The following is a 13,692-nucleotide window of genomic DNA, read 5'->3' as shown; positions in this document are numbered from 1 at the left end:
GGGCACCGCTTCCTGACCGCACAGGCGCCACACAGCGGCGACTCGCGGTGGGCACAGGATCCGCTTCGATGCTCAGAACCATGACCATCGTGACGCCCGCCGCACCGACTGTCGCCAGCCGGCGTCCGCACCCCTTCCGCTGGTACGGCGTCGCGCTGGGCGAGCGGGTCAGCCTGGTGGCGCTCGCCGACGACGGCGACCCGCTCCGCACCGGCCGCGACCGGCTGACCGAGCTGTCCGAGAAGTGGTCCCCGCACGGCCGGCGCAGCGAGATCGCCCGCCTCAACGCGTACCCCGGCGTGATGCTGCCGGTCTGCGCCGACACCGTCCGGCTCGCCACCCGGCTGGCCACCAGCGACGTGCTCGTGGACGCCCGGCACAGCACGGTGGGTCGCCGCGGCGACCGGGCCCTGGACCCCGGCGCCGCCGCCCAGGCACTGGCCGCCGAACTGGTCCTGGACGACATGCTCGCAGCCGGCGCACGCAGCGCCACCGTTACCTTCGGGGCGCGCCGCTACTCGCGGCGGTGGTAGCGGTTCCGGCGGCCCGGCGGCCCGGCGCCGCGCCGATCAAGGGAATGCCCGCCGATCAAGGGAATGCCCGCCGATCAAGGGCGAACGGTCGTGCTTTGATCTCCGATCCACGACCGTTTGCCCTTGATCGACGCGAAAGTCCTTGTGGACGGTGTGCCCGGTGCGCGGACGGACAGGAACACGGTCTTGCGGCGCAGGGTGAACCCGATCGACTCGTAGAGCCGGATCCCGGTCGTGTTCGAGGCCGCCGCGTGTAGGAACGGGGTCTCGCCGCGGCCGCGGATCCCGGCGGCCACCGCGCGGATCAGGCGGGTGGCGAGGCCGAGCCGGCGGTACGCGGGGTCGGTGCAGACCGCGCTGATCTCGGTCCAGCCGGGTGGGTGCAGGCGTTCGCCGGCCATGGCGACGAGCTGCCCGTCGCGGCGGATGCCCAGGTACGCGCCGAGTTCGATGGCCCGTTGCCGGAACGGGCCGGGCTCGGTGCGCGCTACCAGGTCGAGCATCTCGGGCAGGTCGTCCGGGCCCAGCGGGACGGCCTCCGGGTCGGGAGTGGCCCGCAGCGTGCTGTCCACGAGTTGGACGCCGTCGATCGCGTCGTCCACCTCCCAGCCGGCCGGCGGGGCGGTCGGGTCGGCACCGGCCAGCGCGGTCCGCTCACCCGGCCCGACCAGCTCGGCCAGGTCGTCCCAGGCCCGGCCGTCGTGGTCCGGCCGCAGTACGGCGAACGGCGCGACGTCCGGGGCGTAGCGCATGGCCTGCCCGTTGACCTCGGCGAGGTGTGCGTGCGGGCCGGACAGCGATGCCCAGAGCGCGCGGTCGAGGATGTGTGCCATGCGGGCAAACCTACTGGGCGGACCCGGCCCGGCCGGGTTCTGGATCGCCGGCCGGGGTGGTCACGGTGGCGGAGGGTTGCTAGCGTCGCTGCCGCCGCGTCGATCAAGTCGTCGGGGGACCGTCAGGGGCGCCGTGGGTCTGTGGGACAAGCTCAAGGGTGAGCTGATCGATGTCATCGAGTGGACCGACGACAGCCGGGACACCATCGTGTGGCGGTTCCCCCGGTACGAGAACGAGATAAAGATGGGCGCCAAGCTCATCGTCCGCGAGTCGCAGGCGGCGGTCTTCGTCAACGAGGGTTCGATCGCCGACGTGTTCACGCCGGGCACCTACACGTTGACCACGAAGAATCTGCCGATCCTGAGCACCCTCAAGGGTTGGAAGTACGGCTTCGAGTCGCCCTGGAAGGCCGAGGTCTACTTCGTCAACACCCGGCAGTTTCCCGGGCTGAAGTGGGGCACGCAGAACCCGGTGATCGTGCGGGACGCGGAGTTCGGCGCGGTCCGGCTGCGCGCGTTCGGCTCGTTCACGCTGCGGGTGACCGACCCGGCGGCGCTGCTGCGCGAGTTGGTCGGCACCGACGCGCAGTTTCGCACCGAGGAGGTGCACGAGTACCTGCGGCAGCTGGTCGTCAGCCACCTCGGCAGCGCGCTGGCCACCGCCAACGTGCCACTGCTCGAGCTGGCCGCGCAGCAGCTGAGCATCGGCAACGCGCTGGCCGCGGTGCTCGGTGACGAGCTGTCCAGCTCCGGCATCGCGATCCCGAAGTTCGTGATCGAGAACATCTCCGTGCCGCCCGAGGTGGAGGAGGCGCTGGACAAGCGCGCCTCGATCGGGGTGCTCGGCGACCTGGACCAGTACGCGAAGTTCCAGACGGCCAACGCCGTGGAGGACGCGGCGAACAACCCGGGCGGCGCCGGCGAGGCGTTCGGCTTCGGGCTCGGCATGGCCGCCGCCCAGCGGGCCGGCCAGTCGCTCAACCCGCCGGCGCCGGCACCGCCACCGGTCCCGACAGCCGGGCCGCCGCCGTTGCCGGTCAAGCAGTGGTTCGTCGGCGCCAACGGGCAGCAACTCGGCCCGTTCGACGCGGCCGGGTTGGCCGGACAGGCCCGGGCCGGCACGCTGACCCGGGAGACGCTGGTCTGGGCCGACGGCATGGCCGGGTGGACCGCGGCCGGCCAGGTGCCCGAGCTCGGCGGCGTCTTCGCCGCCGTACCGCCGCCGCTGCCGCCGCAGGCATGAGCCCAACCCAGTACCCCTGCGGGAGTTGCGGGGCCAACGTCGAATACGCGCCGGGCACCACGGTCCTGGCCTGCCCGTACTGCGGCGCGAGCACGCCACTGCAACCGACCGGGCTGCGGGTGCGCGAGCACGCGTACGCCGAGTTCGCCCAACTGCCGCGCAAGCCGGTGAGCGCGCTCGCACCGCAGGCGTTCACCTGCCGGGGCTGCGGTGCGGTGACCGAGACCGACAAGATCTCCGACCGCTGCCAGTTCTGCGGCGCGCCGCTGGTCAGCGGCGGCCCGCACGGCGACATGGTGACGCCCGAGGCGGTGCTGCCGTTCGCCGTCGACCGCGGCCAGATGCGCTCCGCGCTGCGCGGATGGGCCTCGTCGCGCTGGTTCGCGCCGAACGGGCTGAAGAAGGTCACCGAGGCCGAGTCGTCGCGCGGCACCTACCTGCCGCACTGGACGTACGACGCCGGGACCGTCTCCGACTACTCCGGTGAGCGCGGCGACCACTACTGGGACACCGAGAACTACACCGAGAACGGCCAGACCAAGTCCCGCAAGGTGCGCAAGACCCGGTGGCGGGCCGCGCGCGGCACGGTGTCCCGCGACTTCGACGACCTGCTGGTGGCCGGTACGACCCGGGTGACCCCCAAGCACCTGGACGCGCTGGAGCCGTGGCCGCTGCGCAACGCCGAGGCGTACCGGCCCGAATACCTCGCCGGCCACGAGACGCTGCGCTACGACGTCGAGCCGGAAAGCGGTCTGGAGACGGCGAAGGCCCACATGGCCTCGGTGATCCGGGACGACTGCGAGCGCGACATCGGCGGCGACGAGCAGCGGCTGCACCAGGTCGACACCGCGTACCACGACGTCATGTTCAAGCTCATGCTGCTGCCGGTCTGGGTCGCCTGCTACCTGCATGCCGGCAAGACGTACACCGTCCTGGTCAACGGGCGCAGCGGCGAGGTCGCCGGCGAGCGCCCGTACAGCGTTCCCAAGATCATTGCCGCCGTGCTCGCCGCGCTCCTGGTGATCGCCGCGATCGTGACCCTGATCGCCACCCGCCAGTAGCACCAAGCCCCCCGTTCCCGCCGATCGACGCGTGCGGGCCGTGGTCTGGCGGCATGCTTACCGGCATGGCGGGGATGGCGGACCGGCTGCGCGCCGCGGGCGCCGTGGCCTGGTCGCTCGTCGGGGTGGTCCTGCTGCTCGCCGCGGCGGGGCTCCTCGTCGTCGTGCTGCGGCCGATCCTGCTCGCCCTGGTGGTGGCGTTGTTCCTGGCCATCGCGTTCATGCCGGTCGTCGACGCGGTGGACCACCGCGGCGTTCCCCGGGCGGCCGGCGCCGTCGCCGCCCTGCTGATCGTGATCGCGCTGGCCGCCGGCGCGACCGCGCTCGTCGTCTGGGGAGTGCTCCGGCAGAAGGACGAGATCAGGGCGAACGTCGACGCGGCCGCCAGCGAGCTCGGTGACGTTGACCCGCAATCGGTGTACGGCTCGGCGGACGTTCTCCTGGCCGGCCTGGCGCCCGTGCTGAGCAACCTGCTCGGCACCGTCGTCGGCGTCGCGCTCGGCCTGTACAGCTCCTGGGTGGTGCCGTGGCCGGGGGTCGCGGGGATGGCGCTGGCCACGCCGGCGACCGCGGTGGTGGTGCACAGCGTCCGGCGGGTACGGCAGGCGAACCGTGCCACCGATGCCGGCCCGTCCTAGCCGTCCGGGCGTCGGGTCGGATCGCCGCGCGCGCCGCTGCCCATCAGGGCGCGCCGCCAGGGCACCACGCCCTCGATCTCGATCTCGAGGGAGAAGCTGAGGAACGTCCGGATCACCACGATCAGGCCGAGGATCGCCACGCTCTCCAGCGTCGGGGAAACCGCCACGGTGCGGATGAGGTCGGCGGCGACCAGGATCTCCAGGCCCAGCAGCAGCACCCCGCCGAAGAGCCGCCGGATCGCGCGGTACGCGGGCTGGTTGCCCTCCGCGCGGCGGATCCGGGCCGCCACGGTGAGCGACCAGATCAACCCCACGATCAGCACCAGTACGCCGAACGCCTCGAAGCCCTGTGCCACGTGCTCCATCAGCTCGGTGAACGTCAGCCCCGCCACGTCAGCCATGAACCGAGTAAAAGCCGCCATTAGCGCCTATATCTCAAAACCGCCATTTTCCACCGCTTCATCATGGTTGACTCAGGCATGTCATCGAGCTCCCGGCGTGTGCTCGTCGTGGGCCTCGCTGTTCTGGGCGTGCTGTGCCTGGCGGCCGCGGCCATCCTCAAGTGGGTCGTCGTGCCGAACCAGGCCCGGGTGCCGTCCGACGAGAGCACGACCCGCCAGTTCGACGGAACGGCGAAGGTCCTGCTCAACCCGCAGGCGTTGAACACCGGCGACCTGCAGTCGGCACTCCTGGTCAACACGCCGGTGGCGGCCACCCGCACGGTCAAGACCCTCGCCACCAGCGGCGATACCGCGCAGATGCAGGACAGCCGCACGCTGACCACCACCAGCGGCCAGACGGTCGGGCAGACCCAGGCGAGCTACGCGGTCGACCGCAAGACGCTGGAGGCCACCTCCGACCATCCGTCCGACTGGCAGGTGACCGCCGCGCAGGGGCTGACGGTGAGTTGGCCGATCGGCGCGGACAAGAAGGACTACACCGGCTGGGTGCAGGAGACGCAGACCACCACGCCGCTGAAGTACCTGCGCGAGGAGACCAAGAACGGCCTCACCACGTACGTCTACGAGGCCAACGCGGAGGCCGCGCCGGTCAAGGACCCGCAGGTGCTCCAGGCGCTGCCGACGGCGCTGCCGGTCAGCACCCTGGAGGCGCTCTCGGCGGTGCTGCCGCTGACGCCGGAGCTCAAGAGCCAGCTGGCGGCGCTGCTGCCGCAGGTGACCCAGCCCGTGCCGCTCAGTTACACCTACGAGGCCCAGACCACGTACTGGGTGGAACCGAGGACCGGGCTCGTGGTCGACGTCCAGCGCGCGGAGACCCGCAAGGCCGGGCTGTCCGTGCAGGGCAGGACGATCGCGGCGGTGCTGCCCGTGTTCGACGTCGCGGTCGCGTACACGTCGGCGAGCGCCGGTGAGGCGGCCAGCGACGCGAAGGACAAGAAGGACACGCTCGACCTCGCCGATACGACGCTGCCGCTGATCCTGCTCATCGTCGGCATCCTGCTGATCCTCGCCGCGGTCGTGCTATTCCTGCTGACCCGAACTGCAAGGAAGGGCACCCTGTTAACGCTTTTTGCATAGCAGGGGCCCTTCCTAACACTTACAGGGCGATGGCTTGCTTGGCGCGATCGATGGATTCGTCGGAGGCGGGGCCGCCGGGGTTCTCGGTGGCCAGGGCCTGGTTGAGGTCGACGAACGGGCGCATGCGCCGCTCGTACCGGTCGAAGGCGGCCCGGTGGTCGCCGCCGGCGCCGGCCAGTTCCGCGGCCAGGACGTACGCGCCGACCAGGGCGAGGCTGGTGCCCTGGCCGGACAGCGGCGAGGCGCAGTAGCCTGCGTCGCCGATGAGCGTGACCCGGCCGCGCGACCACGAGTCCATGCGGACCTGGGCCATCGCGTCGAAGTAGAAGTCGGGCGCCTGCCACATCGCCTTGAGTAGCCGGGGTGTCTCCCAGCGCAGGCCGGCGAGCCGCTCGGCGAGCAGCCGGCGCTGGGCGTCCACGTCGCGGTAGTCGTAGGCGATCGGCTCGGACCGGAAGCCGAGGTTGACCCGTAGTTGGGTGTTGTCGCGGGCGGGGTAGAGGCCGCCGCCGGCGTCGCCGTCGTTGAACCAGACCTGCCAGTTGTCCAGGTCCAGGAAGTTCTCGGCGGTGAAGACCGCGAGGTAGGTGCCGAGGTGGTGCACGAACCGCGCCTCGGGGCCGAACGCCAGCCGCCGCACTGTCGAGTGCAGCCCGTCGGCGCCCACCACCAGGTCGAAGGTGCGCGGCGCGGCCCGATCGAACCGCACGTGTACGCCGTGCGCGTCCTGCTCGATGCCGGTGACTGAGTCGTCGAAGAGGTACTCGACGTCGCTTTCGGTGCGCTCGTACAGCATCCGGGTGAGGTCCTCGCGCAGCACCTCGATGTCGTCGCTGTCCAGCCGGCCGCTGCTGATGGCGTGCTCGGTGGAGCGCATCAGCTCGTTGCCGTCACCGTCCAGCATGGACATCCCGCGCATCCGGGTGCGCACCTGCCGCAGCGGCTCCAGCAGGTCCATGCGGTCGACGACGTCCAGGGCCACGCCGCGGATGTCGATGGCCTGACCGCCGATCCGGGGCGCGGGAGCCCGCTCCACGATGGTCGGGGTGAGGCCGTGCCGGCGCAGCCAGTACGCCAGGGCGGGCCCGGCGATGCTGGCGCCGGAGATCAGTACTGTCGTCATCTCATCCTCCTAGGTACGTCGTACGCAACCTGAATGTACGACGTACAGACAGTGCATTCAAGCGCTCTGAGCTGCTAATGTGTGCTAGGACAGGCAGCTGCTTGTACTAGGACAGAGAGCGAGGGATGGGCGTGTCCACGACCGCCGAGCCGCCGTACCGGCGCATCGTCGAGGAGATCCGCGGGCAGATAGCCGCCGGCGAGCTCGGCCCGGGGGACCGGCTGCCGTCGACCCGGCAGATCGCCCGGCGGTCGCGGGTCGCGCTGGCCACCGCCACCAAGGCGCTGAACGCGCTGCGGCAGGAGGGCCTGGTCCAGGCCATCCCGCGGGTCGGCACGGTGGTGGCCGTACCCGAAGACGAAGCGGCGCCGTCCGGCCCGGCGCGGCCGCGCACTTCCACCCGGCCCGAGCAGGAGCTGACCCGCGAGCGCGTCGTGCGGACCGCGATCGAGATCGCGGACAGCGAAGGGCTGGACGCGGTGTCCATGCGAGCGGTCGCGGCGCGGCTCGGCGCCGCCACCATGTCCATGTACCGCCACGTCGCCAGCAAGGACGAACTGGTGCTGCTGATGGCCGACGCCGCGTTCGCCGAGCAGGGGTACGCGGAGCCGCCGCCGGCCGGCTGGCGGGCCCGGATCGAGCTCGCCGCCCGTACACTGTGGACGCTGTACCGGCGGCATCCGTGGCTCGCCCAGCTCAACCCGCTCACCCGGCCGCTGCCGCTGCCGAGCCTGCTGCTGCACGGCGAGTGGATCCTCGCGGCCCTGGACGAGCTCGGATTCGAGCCCGCCGCCGCGCTCGACCTGGAAGTCGTGCTCTACAGCCACATCCAGGGCCTGGCCGCCAACCTGGAACGCGAGGCCCACGCGCAGGCGGCCACCGGCCTGACCGACGACGAGTGGGTGGAGCAGCAGGGCGACGCGCTCAACGCAATCGCCCGCAGCGGCCGTTACCCGACCTTCGCCAAGCTCATGGCCACCTTCGCCCACGACGGGTACGACCTCGACCTGGACAAGCTCTTCGAGATCGGCCTGCGGATGCTCCTCGACGGTCTCGCCGTGCTCGTCGAGCAGCGCCGGTAGACTCTCCAGCCATGATCGACATCGACGAGCACGGGCGCCCGGAGCCACCGCTCGCGGCAGACGAGGCCGGCACCCTGCTGGGCTTCCTGGATTGGCAGCGGGCGACCCTGGCCTGGAAGTGCGGCGGGCTCGACGCGGCCGGGCTGAACGCGACGGTCGCCGCCTCGTCGATGACCCTCGGCGGGATGCTCAAGCACCTGGCTTACGTGGAGGACGCGTGGTTCTCCCGTTGGCACGGGGGAGACCGGCAACCGCCGTGGGACGCGGTGGACTGGGCCGCCGATCCCGACTGGGACTGGCAATCGGCCACCCGCGACACCCCGAGCAGCTCTTCACGCTGTGGCAGGGCGCGGTGGCCCGGTCCCGTGCCGTGGTCGCGGAGGCGCTGGCCGACGGCGGCCTGGACGGCCTCGCGCGGTGGACATGGCCGGACGGCCGGTCGCCGAGCCGGCGCTGGATCCTGTGCCACATGATCGAGGAGTACGCGCGGCACAACGGCCACGCCGACCTGATCCGCGAGTCAGTGGACGGGCTCACCGGGGAGTAGCGGGCGCAGCCGCCCGCACATGCCGAACTTCGCCGTGGGGCTGGGCGGCGACAGAAGGACCTCGGAGCGGCGCAGGTGGCCCCCGTCCCCGCGGTCCAAGGCGTCCAGCACGTCGGCGGTGTGCCGGGTCTCGCGGGCGACGGTGTCCTGGAAGATCTGGCGCCACACCGCGACCGCCGGCCGCACCAGCGCGACAGCGCTGTCGTAGAAGCGTTCCAGCGGCGCGAAGTCGCCCGCCCGGGCGCTGTCCGCCAGCCGGAGGAACCCCTCGACCGCGAGGTCGCGGCGCCGCCGGACGGCGTCCTCCACAGTGGATTCGGCGCCCGCCGGCAGGACCGCCGCGTTCCGGTAGCGCTCGCCGTCCCCGACCACCTCCGGCGGGAACGTCATGACCGCGTCCCCGGCCTCCGGCAGGCCGGCGTTCTGCATCACCACGACGACCTCGAGACCGTCCCGGTTGACCGCCCGGTGGATGGTGCCGGGGGTGAACCACACCGTCGAGCCGGCCCGCAGCGGGGTCTCCCGGAAGCCGGACGCGTCGAGGGTCTGCAGCGCGCCCTCGCCACCGACCACGACGTACGCCTCGGTCGACGCGGTGTGCATGTGCGGCGTACCGCCTTCGAGGCCGTCGGCGCACGCTCCGGTGTAGACGGACAGCCGGGTGACGGAGGTGCCGCCGGGAAACCCGTTCACAGCAGGGCCCGGCCCTTCTCGGCCAGCGCGACGGTGCCCTCGTCGCCGTGGTCGCCGGCGGCCACGACGACGGCGTACCGGAAGCGGACCGTGCTCCCGGCCGGCACCGGGACCTCCTCGCTGAAGAACGGCGCGGGGCAGATGCAGGCGAACTCCTCGCTGCGGGTGAACCACAGCGGCGGGTGCTGCGGGTTGGCCACGTCGTCCACCATGACGACCGTCGACTGCGTCTCGGTCTCGTCGTGCCGCCCCCGGAAGGCGAGCCACTCCGCCCGGGTGCCGCGCAGGTCGTTTCCGCTGCCGGTGCCGTACGGCGACTGCACCAGGCCGCCGGTGAACGACCGCGGCCCGCGCCAGAAGAGCCCGCCGTAGCCGGCGTTCGGGCGCCCCTTGGTGGTGGGGGAGCCGATGTCCAGTGTGGACCCGGACACGTTCGTCATGGCGGTGTCGAAGACGAGCACCCACGTCGCGTCGTCCAGCACGACCGCGGTGAGCGCCCGGTGCTCGTCGATGACCGGCCGGCCGGCCTGGGAGACCCAGTCCAGCCGGTGCGCGACCTCCGCACGGTCGCCGCCCGCGGACAGCGCGGTCAGCTCCCGGTGTACGGCGCTGCCGTTGTTGTCCTGCTGCACGTAGAACTGGCCGTGCACGTACGTCGGGCCGCCCCAGAAGTTGTGCTCGCCCACGTGCGGCAGCGACCAGGCGATCCCCTTGTGCCAGACGTGGTCGTGCGGCCGGTACAGCGTCACCAGCTCACCCGCCAGCGTGCGCATTGGATGCAGGTACGGCTTCGGCGACTCCAGCGTGGGCGTGTCCGGCCGGTACGTGTAGGTGAACAGGTCGACGCCGCCAGCCGCGACGGTCACCGAGTGGTCGAGGAGGTGATTCGCCCGCAGGGTCGGTGTCACGGGGCGCTCACCGCGCTCCACGGCGCGCCGGTGCCGTCCATCCGTTGGGTGAACTCGGGCGGTATCTGTCCACATCGAACTCTTTCACCGGTGAAGGCGGACGCGTAGAGCGCCGCGATGAACTCCATCGTGCGGTGGGCGTCGGCCAGCGTGACGGGCGGCGGATCGCCGGCGTCGAGGGCGTCGTACACGGCCGCGAGCTGCCCGTCGTGACCGCTGACCGTTTCGGTGGCCCCGGCGGCGGTCCACCGGCTCGCGACGCCGTCCTGTCCGGGCGCTGGCGTGACGGTCCAGTCGGCGTCCGTGTACCCGTACAGGTGCTCCACCTCCACCGTCGCGCGCTCGTAGTCGAACCGCAGCACGGACGTCTCCCGCGGCGACACCACCGAGTTGACGATGGACGCGACCGCGCCGTTGTCGAACGTCACGAGCGCCATCGACACGTCCTCGGTCTGCGTGGGGCGGGCCTGGCGGGCGGCCACGGCGGTGACCTCCCGCCACGGCCCGAGCACCGAGAAGAGCAGGTCGAACTGGTGGATGCCGTGCCCCATCGTCGGCCCGCCGCCCTCGTTCTCCCAGGAGCCGCGCCACGGCACCGCGAAGTACGCGTCGTCGCGGTACCACTGCGTGGCGCAGGTGGCCAGCAGCGGCCGGCCCAGCTCCCCGGCGGCCGCCATCCGCCGCAGGCGGACGGCGGCCGAGCCGAAGCGGTGCTGGAACACGGTGGCGACGTGGGCAGCCGACCGCCGTTCGGCCGCGACCAGCTCGTCCATCTCCGCGAGCGACAGCGCCGGCGGCTTCTCCACCAGCGCCGTCACGCCGGCGGCCAGGCAGTCCAGCGCCAGCCGGGCGTGCAGCCGGGGAGGGGTGCACACGTGCACCACGTCCACCTCCTCCTCCAGCAGCAGCTCGCCCAGGCTCGCGAAGGAGCGCGGCACGCCCCACTCCGCGGCGAACGCCCGGGCCCGGTCGACGTCGACGTCCACGGCCGCGACGAGGTGGGCCCGGTCGCCGGCCGCGCGTACGGCCCGCGCGTGGGCCCCCGCGATCCCTCCGGTGCCGACAATGGCCGTACGGTAAGTGCGTTGCGTCATGTTATGCGGCATCAATCTGGCTCGGGAAAGCGTATTCCACCACGCCGCCGCGCCTTCTTCAAGCGTCGATCTTGAAGTTGTCATGCCCGGATGCCCGAAATGGCACCTGATAACCTCAAGATCGACGGGGAGCGCGTTAGTCGAGGACCACTACGGCGCGGCCCTTCAGGGTGCCGGCCGCCAGGCCGGCGTACGCGTCGCCGGCACGGTCGAACGAGAACTCCTCGACCTCGTTCTGGATCAGGCCCGCGCCGGCCAGGCCGATCACCTCCTGGGCGTCGGCGATGCTGGCGCCCTGGAACGTGTACACCTCGCCGTCGCGCGGTAGGGCGCCGAACCACCCCGTGGCCAGGCCGCCGCCGGCCGAGCCGACCAGCCCGAACGCGCCACCCGGCCGCACCGAGGCGACACCGGCGGCGATCGTCGCGTCCGTGCCGACGAAGTCCAGCACGGCGTCCGCGCCCCGCCGCTCGGTGAGCCTGCGGAGCTGGCCCACAGTGGACCCGTCCACACCGGGCAGCGCCTCGTGGGCCCCGATCGCGCGGGCGTACGCCAGGCGGTCCTCGCTCGGATCGACCGCGACGACCCGGGCCGCGGTCAGCACCCGCAGGAACTGCACCGCGAACGCGCCGAGTCCGCCGGCCCCGAGCACCACGGCGGTGCCGCCCGGCGCGATGCGCGGCAGCGCCCGGCGTACGGCGTGGTAGGCGGTCGCGCCCGCATCGGTGAGCGGCCCGGCGTGCCGCGGGTCGAGCGAGCCCAGCGGGAGCAGGGCGCGCCGGTCGGCCAGCACGTAGTCGGCGAGCCCGCCGTCCCGGCCGTACCCCCGGCCGGTCGTCCCCTGTGGACAGGAGTTGTCCAGGCCGCGCACGCAGAACCAGCAGCTGCCGCACGACGTGGCGGAGACGAGCGCGACCGCGTCGCCCTCGGAAAGACCGCCGGCGCCCGCACCGAGCGCCGCGATCCGGCCCGCGGTCTCGTGCCCGAGCGTGAACGGCATCGCCCAGCCCAGCCGCTCGCCGGCGACCCGGGGGATCTGCCGCATGGTCAGGTCGGAGCGGCACAGGCCGCAGCCCGCCACCCGGACCAGCACCTGGCCGGGACCCGGCGACGGCACGTCGACCTCCACCGCACGCGGCGGCGCCGTCCACTCCGTCATCCGGTACGCGCGCATGGTCTCCGTCATGCGGATCCTCCTGTCTCGTTGACCCGATTCTAGAACACGTTCTAGCATGGGTCGGTGGTCACCGAGCCGTTCGCCGACGCATTAGCCGAAGCCGAGAAGATCATCAAGACGGCGCCGCACGTGCGGTCCGAGCAGGACCTCGCGGAGGGGTACGACTACCTCGCCGGCAGCATCCGGGCCTCGCTCCAGCTTGCCTGGGCGTACGAGCGGGACTTTCCGTACTTCGTCCAGTCCACCGGGCCGTACACCAAGATGGGGCTGGATAACCCGGACGCACTCTATTTCCACTCCTACCTGCGCGACGACGCCGAGTACGTGGTGACCGGACAGCGGGGCAGCACCTCCGACCTGAGCTTCCAGGTGCTCGACGGGGACTACTCGCCGGTCCAGGTGCCGGGCAGCCTCGCCGCGTTCGACGACCGCGAGATCGAGATCGACGGCGACGGCCACTTCGAGATCCGCTTCGGTCCGGGCCTGCAAGGTAAGAACGCGTTCTCGCTCGCGCCCGGGTCGGCGATGCTCGTCGTCCGGGAGGTCTACAGCGACTGGGCCACCGAGCGGCGCGGCACCCTGCGCATCCACCGCGCCGACCGGCTCGGCGCCAGCCCGCCCGCGCCGTCCCCGGGCACACCCGCCAAGCGGTACGCCGTTGCCGGCAAGATCCTGATCAGCCGGCTCAAGACGTTCCTGGCGTTCCCCGAGTGGTTCTACCTCAAGCTGCCGGTCAACACGCTTACCGAGCCCCGCCGTACGCCGGGCGGCCTGGCCACCCAGTTCTCCTCGGTGGGCCACTACGACCTGGACGACGACTGGGCGATGGTGGTCACCGTGCCGGCCTCCGACGCGCCGTACCAGGGGATCCAGCTGGGCAGCATGTGGTACCTGTCGCTGGACTACATCAACCACCAGACCAGCCTCACCTCGCGCCAGGCGGTGACCGACCCGGACGGGATGATCCGGTTCGTCATCAGCGAACGCGACCCCGGGGTGGCCAACTGGCTGGAGCGCACCGGCCACCGGCGCGGCTACGTGCAGATCCGCTGGCAACGGCTGGCGCGCGCGCTCACGCCCGAGGACGGGCCGCGGGTGGAGCTCGTGCCGCTCGACGAACTGCCCAAGCGGCTGCCCTTCCACGAGCGGATCGAGCCGGCGACGTACCAGGCCCGGATCGCCGCCCGGCAGGCGGCGGTCGCCGACCGGATGCTGGGGTGAC

General features: G+C 72.0%; 14 protein-coding genes and 1 pseudogene. 8 read left to right on the top strand and 7 right to left on the bottom strand.

Translation table 11 applies throughout. The features are described from left to right. Nucleotides 1–80 precede the first annotated feature (80 nt). Entirely contained in the window at nt 81–533 is a 453-nt protein-coding gene (locus tag Prum_RS47600) for a hypothetical protein (protein WP_173086150.1), read from the top strand. Between the two features lie 74 nt (nt 534–607). Here Prum_RS47600 and Prum_RS47595 read toward each other — a convergent pair whose 3' ends face one another. Then, complete coding sequence (locus tag Prum_RS47595; protein ID WP_173086148.1) at nt 608–1,366, bottom strand: GNAT family N-acetyltransferase; 759 nt, start codon at nt 1,364–1,366, stop codon at nt 608–610. A 133-nt stretch (nt 1,367–1,499) separates the two neighbouring features. Here Prum_RS47595 and Prum_RS47590 point away from each other — a divergent pair, with 133 nt between their 5' ends. The 3 genes from Prum_RS47590 (at nt 1,500) to Prum_RS47580 (ending at nt 4,308) form a co-directional block, all read left to right on the top strand. Continuing rightward, nucleotides 1,500–2,609 carry an SPFH domain-containing protein gene (locus Prum_RS47590; RefSeq protein ID WP_173086146.1) on the top strand — a complete coding sequence of 370 codons (1,110 nt, stop codon included), beginning with the start codon at nt 1,500–1,502 and terminating at the stop codon, nt 2,607–2,609. Next, complete coding sequence (locus tag Prum_RS47585; RefSeq protein WP_173086143.1) at nt 2,606–3,670, top strand: molecular chaperone DnaJ; 1,065 nt, start codon at nt 2,606–2,608, stop codon at nt 3,668–3,670. The genes Prum_RS47590 and Prum_RS47585 overlap by 4 nt, the downstream gene beginning before the upstream one ends. Before the next feature lie 65 nt (nt 3,671–3,735). Further along, nucleotides 3,736–4,308 (top strand): AI-2E family transporter, encoded by a 573-nt coding sequence (locus Prum_RS47580; protein ID WP_173086141.1) that lies wholly within the window; start codon nt 3,736–3,738, stop codon nt 4,306–4,308. Here the strand turns inward: Prum_RS47580 and Prum_RS47575 are convergent. Then, nucleotides 4,305–4,709 carry a DUF1622 domain-containing protein gene (locus tag Prum_RS47575; RefSeq protein ID WP_218577943.1) on the bottom strand — a complete coding sequence of 135 codons (405 nt, stop codon included), beginning with the start codon at nt 4,707–4,709 and terminating at the stop codon, nt 4,305–4,307. The two genes, Prum_RS47580 and Prum_RS47575, sit on opposite strands and share 4 nt — an antisense overlap. 78 nt (nt 4,710–4,787) lie before the next feature. Between Prum_RS47575 and Prum_RS47570 the strand changes: the two genes are divergently transcribed. After that, nucleotides 4,788–5,846, top strand: a complete 1,059-nt coding sequence (locus Prum_RS47570; protein ID WP_173086139.1) for a porin PorA family protein — start codon at nt 4,788–4,790, stop codon at nt 5,844–5,846. 19 nt (nt 5,847–5,865) lie between these two features. On the opposite strand, the gene Prum_RS47565 is transcribed toward Prum_RS47570, so the two are convergent. Further along, entirely contained in the window at nt 5,866–6,969 is a 1,104-nt protein-coding gene (locus tag Prum_RS47565; RefSeq protein ID WP_173086137.1) for an FAD-dependent monooxygenase, read from the bottom strand. 125 nt (nt 6,970–7,094) lie between these two features. Between Prum_RS47565 and Prum_RS47560 the strand changes: the two genes are divergently transcribed. Next, the gene (locus Prum_RS47560) at nt 7,095–8,051 is read left to right on the top strand and encodes a TetR/AcrR family transcriptional regulator C-terminal domain-containing protein (protein ID WP_173086135.1); all 957 of its coding nucleotides are present in this window, start codon (nt 7,095–7,097) and stop codon (nt 8,049–8,051) included. A gap of 11 nt (nt 8,052–8,062) precedes the next feature. Then, a pseudogene (locus Prum_RS55650) lies at nt 8,063–8,598 on the top strand (DinB family protein). On the opposite strand, the gene Prum_RS47550 reads toward Prum_RS55650, so the two are convergent. The 4 genes from Prum_RS47550 to Prum_RS47535 form a co-directional block, all read right to left on the bottom strand. Beyond that, nucleotides 8,572–9,291: a cupin domain-containing protein gene (locus Prum_RS47550; RefSeq protein WP_218577942.1), complete on the bottom strand. Its 720-nt coding sequence runs from the start codon at nt 9,289–9,291 to the stop codon at nt 8,572–8,574. The pseudogene Prum_RS55650 and the gene Prum_RS47550 overlap by 27 nt on opposite strands. After that, on the bottom strand, nt 9,288–10,199 hold the full coding sequence (locus tag Prum_RS47545) for a DUF6807 domain-containing protein (RefSeq protein WP_218577941.1): 912 nt from the start codon (nt 10,197–10,199) through the stop codon (nt 9,288–9,290). The genes Prum_RS47550 and Prum_RS47545 overlap by 4 nt, the downstream gene beginning before the upstream one ends. After that, complete coding sequence (locus Prum_RS47540) at nt 10,196–11,293, bottom strand: Gfo/Idh/MocA family protein (protein WP_173086131.1); 1,098 nt, start codon at nt 11,291–11,293, stop codon at nt 10,196–10,198. Before Prum_RS47540 ends, Prum_RS47545 begins: the two co-directional genes overlap by 4 nt. 136 nt (nt 11,294–11,429) lie before the next feature. Then, the gene (locus tag Prum_RS47535; RefSeq protein WP_246278817.1) at nt 11,430–12,479 is read right to left on the bottom strand and encodes an alcohol dehydrogenase catalytic domain-containing protein; all 1,050 of its coding nucleotides are present in this window, start codon (nt 12,477–12,479) and stop codon (nt 11,430–11,432) included. Between the two features lie 54 nt (nt 12,480–12,533). Between Prum_RS47535 and Prum_RS47530 the strand changes: the two genes are divergently transcribed. Beyond that, the gene (locus tag Prum_RS47530) at nt 12,534–13,691 is read left to right on the top strand and encodes a hypothetical protein (RefSeq protein ID WP_173086129.1); all 1,158 of its coding nucleotides are present in this window, start codon (nt 12,534–12,536) and stop codon (nt 13,689–13,691) included. Nucleotide 13,692: the final 1 nt, after the last annotated feature.

It is taken from the genome of Phytohabitans rumicis (assembly GCF_011764445.1).
Classification (GTDB): Bacteria; Actinomycetota; Actinomycetes; order Mycobacteriales; family Micromonosporaceae; genus Phytohabitans; species Phytohabitans rumicis.
This window is presented reverse-complemented; position numbering and strand designations above follow the sequence as displayed.

Excerpts from the sequence above, each read along its gene's own strand:
- Prum_RS47595 (WP_173086148.1), bottom strand. The coding sequence starts at position 1,366 with ATGGCACACATCCTCGACCGCGCGCTCTGGGCATCGCTGTCCGGCCCG.
- Prum_RS47540 (WP_173086131.1), bottom strand. The coding sequence starts at position 11,293 with ATGACGCAACGCACTTACCGTACGGCCATTGTCGGCACCGGAGGGATC.
- Prum_RS47580 (WP_173086141.1), top strand. The coding sequence starts at position 3,736 with ATGGCGGGGATGGCGGACCGGCTGCGCGCCGCGGGCGCCGTGGCCTGG.
- Prum_RS47600 (WP_173086150.1), top strand. The coding sequence starts at position 81 with ATGACCATCGTGACGCCCGCCGCACCGACTGTCGCCAGCCGGCGTCCG.
- Prum_RS47565 (WP_173086137.1), bottom strand. The coding sequence starts at position 6,969 with ATGACGACAGTACTGATCTCCGGCGCCAGCATCGCCGGGCCCGCCCTG.
- Prum_RS47570 (WP_173086139.1), top strand. The coding sequence starts at position 4,788 with ATGTCATCGAGCTCCCGGCGTGTGCTCGTCGTGGGCCTCGCTGTTCTG.
- Prum_RS47560 (WP_173086135.1), top strand. The coding sequence starts at position 7,095 with ATGGGCGTGTCCACGACCGCCGAGCCGCCGTACCGGCGCATCGTCGAG.
- Prum_RS47585 (WP_173086143.1), top strand. The coding sequence starts at position 2,606 with ATGAGCCCAACCCAGTACCCCTGCGGGAGTTGCGGGGCCAACGTCGAA.
- Prum_RS47575 (WP_218577943.1), bottom strand. The coding sequence starts at position 4,709 with ATGGCTGACGTGGCGGGGCTGACGTTCACCGAGCTGATGGAGCACGTG.
- Prum_RS47535 (WP_246278817.1), bottom strand. The coding sequence starts at position 12,479 with ATGACGGAGACCATGCGCGCGTACCGGATGACGGAGTGGACGGCGCCG.